Source organism: Terrihabitans rhizophilus, from assembly GCF_033898525.1.
GTDB lineage: Bacteria > Pseudomonadota > Alphaproteobacteria > Rhizobiales > Methylopilaceae > Flaviflagellibacter > Flaviflagellibacter rhizophilus.
The window spans coordinates 37,644-53,204 of sequence record NZ_JAXAFJ010000004.1; the positions used below are offsets into that span (position 1 = coordinate 37,644).

Annotated in this window: 18 protein-coding genes; 7 read left to right on the forward strand and 11 right to left on the reverse strand. The window is 65.5% G+C overall.

Annotated elements, in window-relative coordinates; genetic code table 11:
• Window positions 1-24: 24 nt before the first annotated feature.
• The 8 genes from SCD90_RS08225 to SCD90_RS08260 form a co-directional block, all read right to left on the reverse strand.
• A complete protein-coding gene (locus tag SCD90_RS08225) occupies window positions 25-468 on the reverse strand; it encodes a hypothetical protein (protein ID WP_319844180.1) in 444 nt (147 codons plus the stop codon).
• Entirely contained in the window at window positions 465-1,658 is a 1,194-nt protein-coding gene (rlmN, locus tag SCD90_RS08230; RefSeq protein ID WP_319844181.1) for a dual-specificity RNA methyltransferase RlmN, read from the reverse strand. The genes SCD90_RS08225 and rlmN overlap by 4 nt, the downstream gene beginning before the upstream one ends.
• A gap of 68 nt (window positions 1,659-1,726) precedes the next feature.
• Complete coding sequence (locus tag SCD90_RS08235) at window positions 1,727-2,095, reverse strand: hypothetical protein (RefSeq protein WP_319844182.1); 369 nt, start codon at window positions 2,093-2,095, stop codon at window positions 1,727-1,729.
• 70 nt (window positions 2,096-2,165) lie between these two features.
• Window positions 2,166-2,672 (reverse strand): invasion associated locus B family protein, encoded by a 507-nt coding sequence (locus tag SCD90_RS08240; RefSeq protein ID WP_319844183.1) that lies wholly within the window; start codon window positions 2,670-2,672, stop codon window positions 2,166-2,168.
• A gap of 153 nt (window positions 2,673-2,825) precedes the next feature.
• Window positions 2,826-3,188 (reverse strand): YkvA family protein, encoded by a 363-nt coding sequence (locus tag SCD90_RS08245; protein ID WP_319844184.1) that lies wholly within the window; start codon window positions 3,186-3,188, stop codon window positions 2,826-2,828.
• Between the two features lie 4 nt (window positions 3,189-3,192).
• On the reverse strand, window positions 3,193-3,504 hold the full coding sequence (locus SCD90_RS08250) for a 4a-hydroxytetrahydrobiopterin dehydratase (RefSeq protein WP_319844185.1): 312 nt from the start codon (window positions 3,502-3,504) through the stop codon (window positions 3,193-3,195).
• Window positions 3,473-4,063: an RNA 2',3'-cyclic phosphodiesterase gene (gene thpR / locus SCD90_RS08255; RefSeq protein WP_319844186.1), complete on the reverse strand. Its 591-nt coding sequence runs from the start codon at window positions 4,061-4,063 to the stop codon at window positions 3,473-3,475. The genes SCD90_RS08250 and thpR overlap by 32 nt, the downstream gene beginning before the upstream one ends.
• 12 nt (window positions 4,064-4,075) lie before the next feature.
• The gene (locus SCD90_RS08260) at window positions 4,076-4,678 is read right to left on the reverse strand and encodes an arylesterase (protein ID WP_319844396.1); all 603 of its coding nucleotides are present in this window, start codon (window positions 4,676-4,678) and stop codon (window positions 4,076-4,078) included.
• A gap of 116 nt (window positions 4,679-4,794) precedes the next feature.
• Between SCD90_RS08260 and SCD90_RS08265 the strand changes: the two genes are divergently transcribed.
• From SCD90_RS08265 to SCD90_RS08295, 7 genes are all read left to right on the forward strand, one after another.
• Complete coding sequence (locus tag SCD90_RS08265; protein ID WP_319844187.1) at window positions 4,795-5,475, forward strand: ABC transporter ATP-binding protein; 681 nt, start codon at window positions 4,795-4,797, stop codon at window positions 5,473-5,475.
• Complete coding sequence (locus SCD90_RS08270; protein WP_319844188.1) at window positions 5,472-8,000, forward strand: ABC transporter permease; 2,529 nt, start codon at window positions 5,472-5,474, stop codon at window positions 7,998-8,000. The genes SCD90_RS08265 and SCD90_RS08270 overlap by 4 nt, the downstream gene beginning before the upstream one ends.
• A 136-nt stretch (window positions 8,001-8,136) precedes the next feature.
• Window positions 8,137-8,919, forward strand: coding sequence for a Bax inhibitor-1/YccA family protein (locus tag SCD90_RS08275; protein WP_319844189.1), 783 nt, complete (start codon window positions 8,137-8,139; stop codon window positions 8,917-8,919).
• A gap of 64 nt (window positions 8,920-8,983) precedes the next feature.
• On the forward strand, window positions 8,984-9,514 hold the full coding sequence (locus SCD90_RS08280) for a GNAT family N-acetyltransferase (RefSeq protein WP_319844190.1): 531 nt from the start codon (window positions 8,984-8,986) through the stop codon (window positions 9,512-9,514).
• A gap of 72 nt (window positions 9,515-9,586) precedes the next feature.
• On the forward strand, window positions 9,587-10,516 hold the full coding sequence (locus tag SCD90_RS08285; RefSeq protein WP_319844191.1) for a tellurite resistance TerB family protein: 930 nt from the start codon (window positions 9,587-9,589) through the stop codon (window positions 10,514-10,516).
• Window positions 10,517-10,544: 28 nt separating this feature from the next.
• Window positions 10,545-11,033 carry a DUF3597 domain-containing protein gene (locus SCD90_RS08290; protein ID WP_319844192.1) on the forward strand — a complete coding sequence of 163 codons (489 nt, stop codon included), beginning with the start codon at window positions 10,545-10,547 and terminating at the stop codon, window positions 11,031-11,033.
• Between the two features lie 85 nt (window positions 11,034-11,118).
• A complete protein-coding gene (locus SCD90_RS08295) occupies window positions 11,119-11,298 on the forward strand; it encodes a hypothetical protein (protein WP_319844193.1) in 180 nt (59 codons plus the stop codon).
• A 3-nt stretch (window positions 11,299-11,301) separates the two neighbouring features.
• On the opposite strand, the gene SCD90_RS08300 is transcribed toward SCD90_RS08295, so the two are convergent.
• The 3 genes from SCD90_RS08300 to acnA all read right to left on the reverse strand — a co-directional run bounded on the left by SCD90_RS08300 (window position 11,302) and on the right by acnA (window position 15,493).
• Window positions 11,302-11,685, reverse strand: a complete 384-nt coding sequence (locus SCD90_RS08300) for a DUF2794 domain-containing protein (protein WP_319844194.1) — start codon at window positions 11,683-11,685, stop codon at window positions 11,302-11,304.
• A gap of 341 nt (window positions 11,686-12,026) precedes the next feature.
• Window positions 12,027-12,746 carry a DUF1223 domain-containing protein gene (locus SCD90_RS08305; protein WP_319844195.1) on the reverse strand — a complete coding sequence of 240 codons (720 nt, stop codon included), beginning with the start codon at window positions 12,744-12,746 and terminating at the stop codon, window positions 12,027-12,029.
• A 59-nt stretch (window positions 12,747-12,805) separates the two neighbouring features.
• The gene (acnA, locus tag SCD90_RS08310; RefSeq protein ID WP_319844196.1) at window positions 12,806-15,493 is read right to left on the reverse strand and encodes an aconitate hydratase AcnA; all 2,688 of its coding nucleotides are present in this window, start codon (window positions 15,491-15,493) and stop codon (window positions 12,806-12,808) included.
• Between the last annotated feature and the right edge of the window lie 68 nt (window positions 15,494-15,561).

Here is a 15,561-nt window from a genome sequence, read left to right on the forward strand (position 1 = left end):
TTGCGGAAGCATGGCACTAACCGTTCAGCGCGTCACTGGTTCCGCACGTCGCAATCCCGACCAGCGGCCGGAGGATATCCAGTAGGCGAGGCCGGCCACCACTCCGGCTGCGGCGATCACGCCGGGTTCGGTCGGAAGCGCCGGGTAGTCGTCGACTCCGAGGAAGCGCGTGAGAAGGGCCGCGATGCCAAGCCCGGTCGCCACGAAGAAGAACACGCTGCGCAAGGACAGGATTTCGGCGATGCCGATGGCAACCAGAGCCGGACCCAAAGCCGTGTAGCCGATGATCGCGCTCATCACGAGCGCATCGGTGATCACCGCAAAGGCCGTCATGGTCACGAGGTCGGGCGCGCCGGCGACGGGAGGATATGCCCTCGCCCACTCCACGGCCCCGAGAACCGTCACGGCGGCGAAGATCGCGGCCAGATATCCGATGGGTATCAGGATGATGCGCAGAAGCAGGTTCACTCGGCGGCGATGCCTGCCGCTGCCATGCGCTCGTTGGCGCGCAGGCGCTCGGTCGCGGATTTCAGCTGGCCACACGCCGCCAGGATGTCGCGCCCCCGCGGCGTGCGAACTGGAGAGGCATAGCCTGCCCGGAATACGATCTCGGAGAACTCCTCGATCCTGTCCCAGTCCGAACACTCGTAACCCGTTCCCGGCCACGGATTGAACGGGATCAGGTTGATCTTGGCCGGAATGCCCTTCAGCAGCCGTACCAATTCACGTGCCTCGGCATTGCTGTCGTTGATGCCCTTGAGCATGACGTATTCGAAGGTGATGCGCCGGGCGTTCGAGGCCCCGGGATAATTTCGGCACGCCTCCAGAAGCTGCGCGATGGGGTACTTCTTGTTGAGAGGCACCAGCTTGTTGCGCAGTTCATCATTGGTGGCATGCAGCGAGATTGCCAGCATGGAGCCGACTTCGCCGCCAAGCTGCTCGATAACCGGAACCACGCCGGAGGTGGAGACGGTGATGCGGCGGCGTGACAGGGACAGCCCCTCGCCATCGGACATCACCTCGATCGCCGCTTTCACACCATCGAAATTGTAGAGCGGCTCGCCCATGCCCATGAACACGATATTGGTCACGGCGCGTTCGCCATCCGGGACAAGACCGTCGGTCGCGCGGGCCATGCCCGGCCAGTCGCCAATGCGGTCGCGGGCGATGATGAGTTGCGCGACGATCTCGGCGGAGCTGAGATTGCGGACAAGCGTCTGCGTGCCGGTGTGGCAGAAGGTACAGGCGAGGGTGCAGCCGACCTGGCTGGATACGCACAAGGTGCCGCGGTCCGCCTCGGGGATATAGACCGCCTCGACCTCGTGCGCGCGGCGATCCTTGCCGCTGGGCGGCAGGCGGATCAGCCATTTGCGGGTGCCGTCGACCGAAATCTGCTCGGAGACGACCGCTGGACGCTCCAGCGTGAAGACCTCTTCCAGCGCTGCACGCAGCCCCTTGGAGACATTGGTCATCAAGGCGAAGTCGGCGACCCCGCGATGATAGATCCAGTGCCACAGCTGGGAAACGCGCATCCGGCGCTCACGCTCCGGAACGCCAGCTTGGCCCAGCGCATCGGACAGCTCCGCGCGCGTGAGGCCTACAAGCGAGCTTCGGAACGCAGCCCCAACGGGCGCGACAGGTTCGGAGAGAGCGAGCATAGGCCTTTATATAGCAAAATAGCCCCGTTTTACACGGGGCTATTTCTTAACTTGATGCTTTGAACGGTTTACTGGGAACCGCCGCCCGAGCCGCCGGAGCCGCCACCGGCACCACCGCCGCCGGCACCACCGCCAGCACCGCCGCCGCCAGCACCGCCACCCGTACCACCAGTGCCGCCACCAGCACCACCCGTGCCGCTACCCGCGCCGCCAGCACCAGTGCTGCCGCCCGTGGAGCCGGTGCCCTGGTTGGTGTTGCTGTTGCTGCCGGTCTCCGAGGAGCCGCCTGCCTCACCCTTGCTCACGCAACCGGCAGTTCCGGCGGTGCAGTTCGGGGTCTCGGGGGTCGGGTTGCTGCCGCCGGGCGTCTGGGCGGTTGCTGCCGTCGCTGCGAAAAGCGCTGCGGCGATGGCCGGAAGAAGAACTGTCTTGCGCATGAATAACGCTCCTTTGAGTGTTTCCACGTCCTCAACGAGCAGGCGCACTACAGGTTCCAGTCCGGCAGGATCAGCGGCATTCCGAATTGATGCGGTCCAGAGCAGCCGAGATGCCGCGAAGCGAATAGGTGTCGGTCGTGACGTTTCCACGTCCCGAGGTCGATGCCAGCTTAGCCTCCCCGGCGCTACGCAGCGCCGCGACGAGCCGGGCATCGTCCTGCCCGTTGGACCAGCCGCGCTGATCCTGCGTGAGGAGCTGGAACGTCGAGGAGCCGATCGTCATGTCGACGGTGGAACCCGGCCGAAGGGGGAAGCCGACCTGGACGCTGACTTCGTCGCGGACGCGTTCCCCGGGGCGGTGCGACACGAACAGATAGGCCGGATCGCGATTGAGGCCTTCCGGCGCGCGCGATTTGGGCTGTGAGATGGCGAAGCACACCTTCCCGCCACCGCCAGTCGCGGTGTAGGCCGCCCAGTCGTTGAACTGACCCAGCAATTGCTGGCCGGTCTGCGCGGAGGAAACATCGGGCGCGAAACCGATAAGGAGCACGGCAAGTAGAATACGGCGGGCGAACATCTTTATCGCATCCTGATCTCGGCAGCGGCTGCTACCTGCAAATTGGCGCGGTGTGGGCTGGAAGCCCTTGAGGGATAGTGGGCCGCGAATTCCTGACAACAGGTAAAAATTGGCGGAATTTAGAAAAGAAGGATTCACAGTGACACGGAAGGATCAGCTCTGCTCCGCCTTGAGACGGCCGAGCGCGTCCTGAGCGGCATGCCTGTGGCTGTCCGTGATGTGGCTGCCGACCGCCAGCAGAGCGGCGGAAAGAACGCCGGCATCGTCCGCGAGACCGAACAGGGGCAGAAAATCGGCGACCGCGTCAAAAGGCACCACGAAATACACCAGCGCCCCAAGCAGGGTCAGGCGCACGGTGTGCGGCGTCTGCCGGTCGAACGCGCAGTAATAGGCGGTCAGCGCCTGTTCGGCAAAAGGGAGCCGCGCCGCAAGGCGACGAAGCTTCGGCCAGAAGCCTTTGCGAACCAGCCGTTCCTGTTCCGCAAGATCGAGTTCCTGCGCTTCGGTATGCGTCATCACATCAATTCCTGCTGGAGGTCGAGTGATCGCCGGCTATGCGGTCGATCCTGTTGGCGAGGTCTACATCGCGGCTGGTCAGGCCGCCGGCATCATGGCTGGTGAGCGAGATGAGCACCCGATCATAGCTGTTGCTCCAGTCCGGGTGATGGTTCATGCGCTCCGCCGCCATGGCGACCCGGGTCATGAAGGCAAATGCTGCCGGGAAATCGGCGAATCGGAATGCCTTGCTGAGGCGCTTCCCGTCCTCGATCAGTGTCCACCCGGACGTGGTCGCGAGGGCGTCATCGAGGTCCTTGCCAATCAGCTTCGTCATCGGCCTCTCCGCCATCATCGCAGCCGCTGAACGGGTAGAACTGCTCGCATATATAGGGCCCGCCGCCCGTAGACGCACGGGAAGAGAACAATGCGAAGCCCTTGGGCTCGAAAACCTCGCCGCTGGCCGCCGCGGCATTTGCAGACAGCCAGGAAGCGACCGCTTCCGCACTGACTCCCCGCAGACGCGCCAAAGTGACGTGCGGGGTGTACTTCCGCGTCTCGGGCGGGAGGCCCAGACGGCGCATCAGCCGCTCCTGCGCCTCTTGAAGCTCGAACAGGGCGTCGCCCCCGTCCACCCTCGCATAGATGGACCGAGGCCGTGAGCCGCCGAAGGCGTCCACACCGATGAGGCGCAAGGCGAACGGCGCCACGTGGCTGCTATCCAGCAGCGCTGAGGCCTCCTCGGCGACACGATCGTCGACATCGCCCAGAAAGCGCAAGGTGACGTGGTAGTTCTCGGGCTCACCCCAGCGCGCGCCGGGCAGGCCGCCCCGCAGCAGGGACAGCCTCAATGGAAGCGGTCCGGGCAGCTTCAGCGCGGTGAACAGGCGCGGCAAGACCAATCCTCCCTAGGAGCCGCGCTCGACACGGTCGAGAAATCTCTCCACCGTCGGCATTATCCGTTCGACGATGACCTGCACGCCCTCGGCGGTGGGATGAAGCCCGTCCGGGAGGTTCAGGCGCGCCTGTCCCACCACCCCGTCAAGGAAGAAGGGGTACAGCACGAGGCCGTATTGCTTCGCGAGATCGGGGTAGATGGCATCGAATGTCTCGTAATAGCCGGGCCCCAGATTGCGCGGCGCGTACATGCCTGCCAGCAACACGGGGATGTTGCGCGCCTTCAGCCGGTCAAGGATGCTTGCCAGGTATTTCCGGGCGGCGGCGGGATCGAGGCCGCGCAGCGCATCGTTGGCGCCGAGTTCCAGGATGACACCATCCGTCCCCTCGGGAACCGCCCAGTCCAGGCGCTGCGCACCGCCCGCTGTCGTGTCGCCGGAGACGCCGGCATCCGCCACGGAGACATCGCGCCCCTTGGCCTGCAGGGCCTTCTGAAGCACGGCCGGAAAACCCTGCCCGGGCTGCAACCCGTAGCCGGCCGTGAGGCTATCTCCCAGCGCCACCAGCTTGATCGTACGAGCCATTGCAACCTCTGGTGAAATGAACAGGCACATGCAAAGCGCCACCAAAACCCCAGCCATCCGGCTGAGGCGTCCACCGGATCGTGACTGGCCGGTCGGCGTTCCGTTCTCCATATGGCAGGCTCCAGATGCGGGATTTCGGGTGATTGATGGCCATCGACATCGAGGGCGTGAATTTGAGCCTTGGCCGCGGAGCGGGCCGCGTCCACATTCTCAAGGATGTTTCGCTGCACATAGATAGGGGCCAGACCCTTGGCCTCACAGGCCCCTCGGGATCGGGAAAATCATCCCTTTTGATGGTGCTCGCCGGGCTGGAAAAGCCCGACAGCGGCAGCGTTTCGGTGCTCGGCACCGAAATCACCGCGCAGGACGAGGACAGCCTTGCCCGATTCCGCGGCCGTCACATCGGCGTGGTGTTCCAGAGTTTCCACCTGATCCCTACCATGACCGCCCTCGAAAACGTGGCCGTGCCGCTCGAACTCGCCGGCGTGGGCGACGCCCGGGAACGCGCGATCATCGAACTCGAAGCCGTGGGCCTTTCGGCTCGCGCAGGGCATTACCCGGCCCAGATGTCGGGCGGCGAGCAACAGCGCGTGGCCCTTGCTCGTGCCCTTGCGCCCGGTGCCGAGATCCTCGTTGCCGACGAGCCCACCGGCAATCTTGATGAAACGACCGGCGGGACCATCGCGGACCTCATCTTCTCCACGACCCGCAAGCGCGGGGCCACACTGGTCCTCGTGACGCACGACCCGGCGCTCGCACGCCGGTGCGACCGCGTTGTTCGCATGCGCAGCGGCGTCATCGAGCCGGCCACCTCGGTGGCCGCGTGACGGCATTGCCCTTGTCGCTCCGCCTGGCGCTGCGCGAACTGCGCGGCGGCCTCACCGGATTTCGCATCTTCGTCGCGTGTCTCGCGCTTGGCGTGGCCGCCATTGCCGGCATCGGCTCGGTGGCGCGCGGCCTGAACGACGGGCTCTCCCGCGAAGGGCGCGCCATCCTGGGCGGCGACGCATCCTTCTCGCTCGTCCATAGGGAAGCGTCGCCGGACGAGCTTCTCTTTCTCAAGGGGCAAGGCACCGTCTCCACCGTGGCCACGCTGCGGTCCATGGTGCGCGCAGAGAGCGGCGAAGCGGCCTTGGCCGAACTCAAGGCGGTCGACGACGTCTACCCGCTCGCGGGATCGCTGGTGACCAACCCGCCCCGTCCGCTGGCCGAACTTCTGGGTGAGCGCAATGGCTTCTATGGCGCCGTCGTGGACAGCGCCATGCTCGGACGGCTCAACATCGAGCCCGGTGCCAGGATCCGGCTCGGCAGCATCGACATCGAGATTCGCGCGGAACTGTCCACCGAACCTGATGCGCTGTCGGACGGCATCGGCCTCGGGCCCCGCGTCTTCGTCTCGCGGGATGCGCTCGCCGCGAGCGGCCTGATCACGCCGGGCAGCCTTGTGCGCTGGAACTACCGCGTGGCCGTGCCTGAAGATGTCGATCCGGATGGCGTGGTGGAGCGCGCGAACGAGCAGTTTCCGCAGGCCGGCTGGCGCGCCCGCACCCGCGACAATGCGTCGGAACGGCTGACCCGCAACATCGCCCTGTTCAGCCAGTTCCTGACCCTTGTCGGCCTGACCGCGCTGCTGGTCGGCGGCGTTGGCGTCGCGAATTCGGTCAGCGCCTATGTGGAACGCAAACGCGAGACCATCGCGGTGCTGAAATGCATGGGGGCACCGGGCCGGCAGGTGTTCGGCATCTACCTTGCCCAGATCCTGCTGATCTCGGTGCTCGGCATTACCATCGGCCTCCTGATCGGCGCCGCCCTGCCCTTCGTGGTGGACTGGGCGTTCGCGGCCTTTGTTCCCCTTCCTTTCGAGCCGGGTCTTGAGGTCGGCCAGCTTGGCATCGCCGCAGCGTTCGGCCTTCTGGTCGCGATGCTGTTCGCGGTCTGGCCTCTTGGCCGGGCGCATGAACTGCCGGTCTCCGCGCTGTTCCGCGACCATGTGGCGGAGGGCGGCTCCCGCTGGCCGAAGCCGCTTTATATTGTGCTGACCGGGACCATCCTGGTGGCGCTGCTCGTGCTGACGGTCGCCGCCTCCTTCGACCGCAGGGTCGCGATCGCGTTTCTCGTGGCCGCTGCCGGCACGTTGGCCCTCCTGCGCGTGGTCGCGTTCGGCCTGGCCGCCTTGGCAAGGCGGGCTCCACGTCCGCGCACCGCGACGGCGCGCCTCGCTTTGGCGAACATCCACCGACCCGGGGCGCTGACCCCTTCCGTGGTGCTGTCGCTCGGGCTCGGCATCGCCCTGCTGGTGACGGTCACGTTAATCGACTCCAGCATCCGCCACCAGCTGGCCTCCAGCCTTCCCGAGCGAGCGCCCAGCTTCTTCTTCATCGACATTCCCAACACCGACGCCCCGGCCTTCACCGCCTTCCTTCGAGATCAGGCACCCAAGGGCGAGATCACCGAAGTGCCCATGCTTCGCGGGCGGATCACTCAACTGAAGGGGCAGAGCACGGAGAACTACCCCGCCGGCGAGGCGGAATGGGTGCTGCGCGGCGACCGCGGGCTTACCTTCTCCGACACGCTCCCCGAGGGTTCGCAGATCACTGCCGGCACCTGGTGGGACGCGGGGCACACAGGCGACAATCTCGTCTCGTTCGAGACCGATCTCGGCCGCGAGCTTGGCCTCCAGGTCGGCGACACGATGGTCGTCAACGTCCTCGGACGCGAGATCACGGCGCGGATTGCGAACTTCCGCACGGTGGATTGGGAAAACCTTGGGATCAACTTCGTGATGGTGTTCTCGCCGAACTCCTTCGCGGGAGCACCCTACCAGACGCTTGCCACGCTCACCCTCGCGGACGGCGCGGAAACTGCGGAACGTGCCCTATTGCGCGAGGCCGCCGCGCAGTTCCCCAACATCATCTCTGTCCGCGTCAAGGATGCGCTGGCCACCATCGCGGATCTGGCCGGCAAGCTGGTCCTCGGCATCCGCGCTGCCAGCGGCATCACGATCCTCGCAAGCGTCCTCGTCCTGGCCGGCGCGCTTGCGGCAGGCCATCGCTACCGGCTCTACGACGCCATGATCCTGAAAACGCTGGGCGGGACGCGTCGCCAGATCCTCACGGCCTTCACGCTGGAATACCTGCTGATCGGCGCCGCCTCCGGCCTGGTAGGCCTTTTGGCGGGTGCGCTGTCGGCATGGGTCGTGGTGACCCGACTGATGAAGATGGAGTTCCACGCAGACCCGCTGGCAACCGGGCTCGTCACGCTGCTCGCGGTCGTGGTCACGGTAGCGCTCGGCCTGGCCGGAACGTGGCGGCTCGCGCGGCTGAAACCCGCCCGTGTTCTGCGAGATCTTTAGCTAAGTCGCGTGCTCGTGAGAGAAAACCGGGACGCTTCCCGTAGAATTACGCTTGTTGCACCTGAACCGATCACCCATATTCACGACTGAGATCCCGCGCCCATGAAATGCGGGGTAACAAAGGGACGATAAATCTATGGCTAACTTCGACCGCTATGGGAATGCCCGCCTCGGCGCAGGCGCCCGCACGGAGGCCGGGGTCATCGATCAGGGCCTCCGGTCCTATATGGGTTCCGTCTATAATTACATGACGATCGGCCTGGCCATCACCGGCCTGGTCGCCATCGGCGCCTTCATGGCTGCCGTGACGGACAATCCGGCCGGCGCCGCCGCGCAGTACCGCGATGGCGTGTACCTGACGAGCATCGGCTACGCGCTTTTCGTGAGCCCGCTGAAGTGGGTCATCATGCTGGCGCCCCTGGGCATGGTCTTCTTCCTGTCGGCACGCCTCAACAGCATGTCGGTCGGCGCAGCACAGGCCGCGTTCTGGACGTTCGCCGGCCTCATGGGTCTCTCGCTTTCGACGATCTTCCTCGTCTACACGGGTGAGTCGATCGCGCGGGTGTTCTTCATCACGGCCGCTGCCTTCGGTGCGCTGAGCCTGTTCGGCTACACGACGAAGCGGGACCTCTCGGCATTCGGCACCTTCCTGGTGATGGGCCTGTTCGGCCTGATCATCGCCATGCTGGTGAACATCTTCCTGCAGAGCTCGATGATGCAGTTCATCATCTCTGTGGCAGGCGTGCTCGTGTTCTCGGGTCTCACGGCCTATGACACGCAGCGCATCAAGGAGATGTACTACGCCGAGGCTGACGGCACCTCGCTGGGCCGCATGGCCATCAGCGGCGCGCTCGCCCTGTACCTCGACTTCATCAACCTCTTCACCATGCTGCTGTCGCTGTTCGGCAATCGCGAGTGATGCAGGTCCGCTGAAAAGAACAGAAAGCCCCGGCACAGTCCGGGGCTTTTTTGTATGCTGAGGCATGATCCGTGCCTCGTCTCCCGCCGACATTTCACACATCACCCGCATCTACGCGGAGGCCGTTCTGCACGGCACCGCGACATTCGAGCTTGTACCCCCGGATGACGCGGAGATGGCACGGCGGCGCGCCTCGCTCCTGGAGAGCGGTTTTCCCTTCCTCGTCGCGGATCTCAGCGGCGAGATTGCGGGATACGCCTACGCCGCCTCCTTCCGCTCCCGGCCTGCCTACGCCTTCACGGTCGAGAATTCGATCTATGTCGCCCGGGCCTGGCAGGGGAAGGGCATCGGCGGCGCGCTGCTGAACGCGCTGATCGCCGCGTGCGAGATGCGCGGTTTCCGGCAGATGATCGCCGTCATCGGGGACAGCGCCAATGAGGGATCGGTCGCGCTCCACGCGCGGGCCGGTTTCGAGATGATCGGCACGGCGCGTGCGGTCGGCCGCAAGCACGGCCAGTGGCTGGATACCCCGATGATGCAGCGGTCGCTGGGCACCGGGGCCCATCAGCCGCCGGAGGATGAACCGACCGGCTGAGCGGGTTCGACGGAACTCAAAGCTCGGTGCTGGGCTTCTTCTGGTCTGTACTCTTTCAGACCGGAGAAGCTCATGGACCTCGGAAAGATCCTCCAAAGCGTGCTCGGTGGGCAGCTTTCGCAGGGTGGCGGCGGATTCGGCAGCGGAAGCGCCGGACGCAGCACATCTGGAAACGACTTGGGCAGCCTCGGCGAAGGCCTCGGCGGCGGCGGCTATCAGAGCCAGCCGGATCCACGTTCATCCGGAGGCGGCCTCGGGGGGCTTGGTGGCCTCGGCGGGCTCGGCGGCCTTGGGGGACTTGGAGGCATGGGGTCCGGCGGGCTCGGTGGCGGGCTCGGAGATCTAGCCTCGCGAGTCCCGGGCGGCCTCGGTGGTCTCGCGGCCGGTGGCGGCCTCCTGTCGATCCTGCTGGCGGGGCGCAAGGGACGCAGCGGCGGTGGGCTCCGTGATGGCGGGGGCCTCATCCGCGCTGGCGGCCTCGCCGTGCTCGGCACGCTTGCCTACAAGGCCTACAAGAACTGGGAAGCGCAGCAAGGCGCTGTCACCACCCCGCCCCCGGCAAGCCTCCCGACCGAAGCTCCTCCCCGGGGCAGCGGCTTCCACATCGAGGAAGAAAAGGACGGCGAGGGCCGCGAGCTCGGCGTTGCGCTCGTGCAGGCCATGATCTCCGCCTCGAAGGCCGATGGCCATCTCGATGGCGAGGAAGGCGTCAAGATCCAGCAGCAGATCGCAGAACTCGGCCTGACCGGCGAGGAGAAGGGTTTCCTGATGGACGCCATCGGCAAGCCTTCCGATGCTGCGGCCATCGCCCGCCTGTCGCGCAGCCGTGAGCAGGGCTCAGAGCTCTACGTGGCCTCGCGTGCCGCCATCGGCACGCCCGACACGCCGGAAGAGATCGCGTATCTCGACCGTCTCGTGGCCCTTCTGGACCTTCCCCCGGATCTCGTCTCGCACCTCGACGCACAGGTTGATGCAGCGAGCCGCAGCCTTCCCTCTGCCTGAACATTCAAGCGAACAAAGGATCTTCGAAATGGGTATTCTCGGAAAAATCATGAGCTCGATCTTCGGCGGCCCGGCGACGGCCGCACCTGCACAACCGGCTCCCGGCTCCACGCAAGCCGGAGCATCGACGTCCACCACCACCAGCCCCAGCGGCGGCGTCGCGCAGCCGGGGATGGCAGCAGGTTCCGCAGGAAGCGCGGCAACGCCCTCCGCGACCTCGGGCACCGGCAGCCCGGCCTCCATTCCCGGCGGCGGCCAGAACGTCGATGTCGAAGCCATCATGGAGGAGAAGGTGAAGGCGAAGGGCCAGCAGCTGAACTGGCGCACCTCCATCGTGGACCTGATGAAGGCGCTCGATCTCGATTCCAGCCTGGCAGCGCGCAAGGAACTGGCGCAGGACCTGAACTACACCGGCGATACCGATGACTCTGCCACGATGAATATCTGGCTGCACAAGCAGGTCATGGCGAAGCTGGCGGCGAACGGCGGCAAGGTGCCTGCCGACCTCCAGGGTTGATGCCCTTGGCCCGCGGCGTCGTTCGCGGGCCATCCACCCCCGGAATACACTGGAAAAACGCGACCATCGGCGTTAAGCCGTCATCATGAGCGAAACGACGAAGAACAAGCTGGCCGCGCTTCAGGAGCGGCTTATCGAGGCCCAGAAGATTCTGGTGATGCAGGCGGCGGAGGCCGACGTGCTGCCCTCGGACAATGCGCTGCGCAAGATCGCGGATCTTGAGCTGACCATCAGCGCTGTGGAAGCCCTCTCTGACGAGAGCTAGGCTCTAGCCTGCGACAAGGCGGACCTTCCGGTCCAGCACGGCGAGCACCCGATCCAGTTCGTTGCCGCGCTTCAGGATAAGACCTGTCGCGGCCACCACCGAATACATGCCCTGCCGCTGGCGAAGCGCAGGGTTTTTCTCGATCCTGTACAGCGGCATCTCGCCCATGTGCCGGAACAGCGAGAACACGGCCCGCTCCTTCAGCATGTCGATGGCGTAATCGCGCATCTCTCCGGACGCGACCAGACGGCCGTAGACGTTGAGAATGTCGCGCAATTCGTGGCGATTGAAGGAGACCGTGAGGGGAGCCGCCGCCGTTGCCGCAGTGTCCGTCTGCTGCCCGTTCCGGCGGTCGCGGAAACTGTCCAGCGCTTCGATATCACCCATGCGCACCTCGTTTTCATCCCGCTGTCATGATCGTACCGGGAGGGGTCGGGTTCAAGGGGTATGGGCGCGCACGGGCACTTGAGCGTGCTCTTCGTTCTCAAAGGAAGTCACGCCCTCAACACGCCGCCAACTTTCTTATTTCCGCCGCGATGCAGCCCTTCGGCCGCCGCACCCGTTGGGCACATTGTGGATGTTGCCTCGGTGCCCGGTCATCCAGATCGTCCGTTTCCAGCCCCCCAGCCCCAAGGCGGTTAGGGTGGCCGGGTCTACCGATCCCTGCCATCGTCAGATAGGCAGATCCTGAGAGGGCCGGTTCGCCGGCCCCTTTTTTTGTCCGGAGCTCAATGCGCGGCGAAGCCGAGGATGGCGCCCGGCATGCTGCCGGAGCCTTCCTGCACCACGACGACGAAGTGGTCGGCATCGGCCGGCACCACTTCTTCCCGCGCGATGGCGAAATGCGCGGACTTGCCGGTCCAGGAGCCGAGGCGCGTCATCTTCCGCACCACGTTCGTGTATGTCAGCGTGTGGTGCGCATTCTGGCCGCGCTCCACCGTCACGCTCTTGCTGCGCGATACGGCGAACAGCCACACCTCCGCTTCACCGGCAGGTGCATGGTCACCGACCTCGACATCTATCTGGCCGTCGGCGTCCTGCACCCGGATCGCGGCAGGATGCTCCGGCCGGGCGGACGCGTGCTGGATCGCCTGTTCGAGCCCCGCCTTGTCGCTTCCGATGATGGATTGCGTGCCGTTTACGACAATCTGCGGCGTGTAGACCTTGCGCTCGCTGCGGGCGAGCGCGTAGGCGCGCTGGCGGGCCGTATGCGCCGAACTGCCGAGCGTGTCCTTCCAGCCCAGATAATCCCAGTAATCCACCGGGAAGGTCAGGAGCAGCACATCGCCCTTGACCGCCTTCTCCGCCGCCAGGCGATCCCCCTTCGGGCTCACGGCGCAGCCCTGGCTGGTGAACAGCTCAAGCAGGACCGGCTCCGCCGCGCAGGGCGCGGCAGCCAAGGTCACGAGGAACGGCAGAGCCGAGAAGCTGGGAAGGGAAAAGGACATGCGGGATAAATAAGCCAGCCTCGCGCCCGTGGTGGTCACGAGCGCGAGAGAGGCATGATTCAAGCGGCGAGCGAGCGCAGCACGTAGTGCAGGATGCCGCCGTTGCGGAAATATTCGAGCTCCTCATAGGTGTCGATCCGGCAAACGACCGGCACCTCCTTCACCTCGCCAGACTCGTATGTGATGCGGGCCAGAAGCACATCGCGCGGCTTCAGGCCTTCGGCGAGGCCGTGGATCGTGACCGTTTCCTTGCCGGTTAGGCCAAGCGAGGTCCAGCTCGTGCCCGCGTCGAATACCAGGGGCACCACGCCCATGCCAACGAGATTGGAGCGGTGGATGCGCTCGAAACTTTCCGCGATGACGGCGCGAATGCCGAGGAGCACGGTGCCCTTGGCCGCCCAGTCGCGCGAGGAGCCGGTGCCGTATTCCTTGCCGGCGAAGACGACGAGCGGCACGCCCTCCCCCTTGTAGCGCATGGCGGCGTCGAAGATCGGCATCTGCTCGCCCGACGGCTCATGCACCGTGACGCCACCCTCCACGCCCGGAACCATCTGGTTCTTGATACGGATATTGGCGAACGTACCGCGCATCATGACCTGATGATTACCGCGCCGCGTGCCGTACTGGTTGAAGTCCTGCGGCCGCACCTGATGATCGCGCAGATAGGTGCCGGCGGGGCTGCCTTGCTTAATCGAGCCTGCCGGCGAGATGTGGTCCGTCGTGATGGAATCGAGGAACAGGCCCAGGATGCGCGCGTCGTCGATGTCCTCGACCGGCACCGGCGTCTTCGTCATGCCCTCGAAATAAGGCGGGTTCTGCACATAGGTCGAGCGACTGTCCCACGGGAAGGTCAGCCCGCTGGAGATTTCGATCGCCTGCCAGTTCTCGTCGCCCTTGAAGACATCGGCATAGCGCGTGGCAAAGATCTCCTTCGTCACGTTTTCGCGGATGTACTCGGCCACTTCCTGCGAGCTTGGCCAGATGTCGCGCAGATAGACCGGCTGGCCGTCCGAACCGGTGCCGAGGGGATCGTTGACGAGGTCAATCTGCAGCGAGCCGGCCAGCGCATAGGCAACGACCAGCGGCGGCGAGGCCAGGTAGTTGGCGCGTACGTCCGGATTCACGCGGCCTTCGAAGTTGCGATTGCCCGAGAGCACCGCCGCGGCAACCACGTCGTTTGCGTTGATGGCCTCCGAGATCGGCTCGGGCAGAGGGCCGGAATTTCCGATGCAGGTGGTGCAGCCGAACCCGACGAGGTTGAAGCCGAGCGCGTCGAGATCCTTCTGCAGGTCGGCCTTCTTGAAATAGTCCGCCGCCACCTGCGAGCCCGGTGCCAGCGAGGTCTTGACCCAAGGCTTGCGGGTCAGGCCCTTGGCCACGGCGTTGCGGGCCAGCAGGCCGGCGCCGATCATGACGCTGGGGTTCGAGGTGTTGGTGCAGGAAGTGATGGCCGCGATGACCACGTCGCCATGGCCGATCGTGTAGTCCTCGCCCTCCACGGGGAAGCGCTGCCCGGCCTGCCCGTCCTTCTTGAATTCGGAAGCCATCGAGCCGAGGAAGCCGGCTTTCGTCTCCGAAAGCAGCACCCGGTCCTGCGGGCGCTTCGGGCCCGCGAGCGAGGGCTCGACGCTGTCGAGATCGAGTTCCAGCAGGTCGGTGAACACCGGGTCCGGCGTCTCGGGCGTCCAGAACATGCCCTGCGCCTTCATATACGCCTCGACCAGCGCCACGCGATCCTGCGTGCGGCCGGTCTGGGAGAGGTAGCGCAGGGTTTCCACGTCCACGGGGAAGAAGCCGCAGGTGGCGCCGTATTCCGGCGCCATGTTCCCGATGGTGGCGCGGTCCTCGAGCGCCAGCGCACCAATGCCGGGGCCGAAGAACTCCACGAACTTGCCGACCACTCCCTTCTTGCGCAGCATCTGCGTGACGGTGAGCACGAGGTCGGTCGCGGTGACACCCTCGCGCAGCTTGCCGGTGACGCGGAAGCCGACGACCTGCGGGATCACCATGGACAGCGGCTGGCCGAGCATGGCCGCCTCGGCCTCGATGCCGCCGACGCCCCAGCCGAGCACGGCAAGGCCATTTACCATGGTGGTGTGGCTGTCGGTGCCGACCAGCGTGTCGGGATAAGCGAGCGTCTCGCCGTTCTCGTCCTTCGTCCAGACCGTCTGGGCGAGATATTCCAGATTCACCTGATGGCAGATGCCGGTGCCCGGCGGCACGACGCGGAAATTGTCGAAGCTCTGCTGCGCCCACTTCAAGAAGCGATAGCGTTCTCCATTGCGCTGGTATTCGAGCTCCACATTGTGCGCGAAGGCGGTGGGCGAACCGAACTCGTCCACGATTACCGAATGGTCGATCACGAGATCCACCGGCACCAGCGGATTGATGAGGCGCGGATTGCCGCCCAGGGCGTTCATGGCGTCGCGCATGGCGGCAAGGTCCACCACCGCCGGCACGCCGGTGAAGTCCTGCATCAGCACGCGCGCCGGACGGAAGGCGATCTCGGCATTGCTGGAGCGTTCGGCCAGCCAGCCGGCGATGGCGCGGATGTCGTCCGCCTTCACCGTGCGCCCGTCCTCGAAGCGCAAGAGGTTCTCCAGCAGCACCTTCATGGAGACGGGAAGCTGCGAAATCCCCGCGAGCCCGTTTCGCTCCGCCTCGACAAGGCTGTAATAGACGTAGGTCTTGTCACCGGCCGTGAGCGTCTTGCGGCATTTGAAACTGTCGAGGGAAGACGTGGTCACGATGGCTGGCCCTTTCGCCGGACGGCTCGCCGAGGTGTGCTCCCGGCTTGAAAATCACTGGCCCGGAC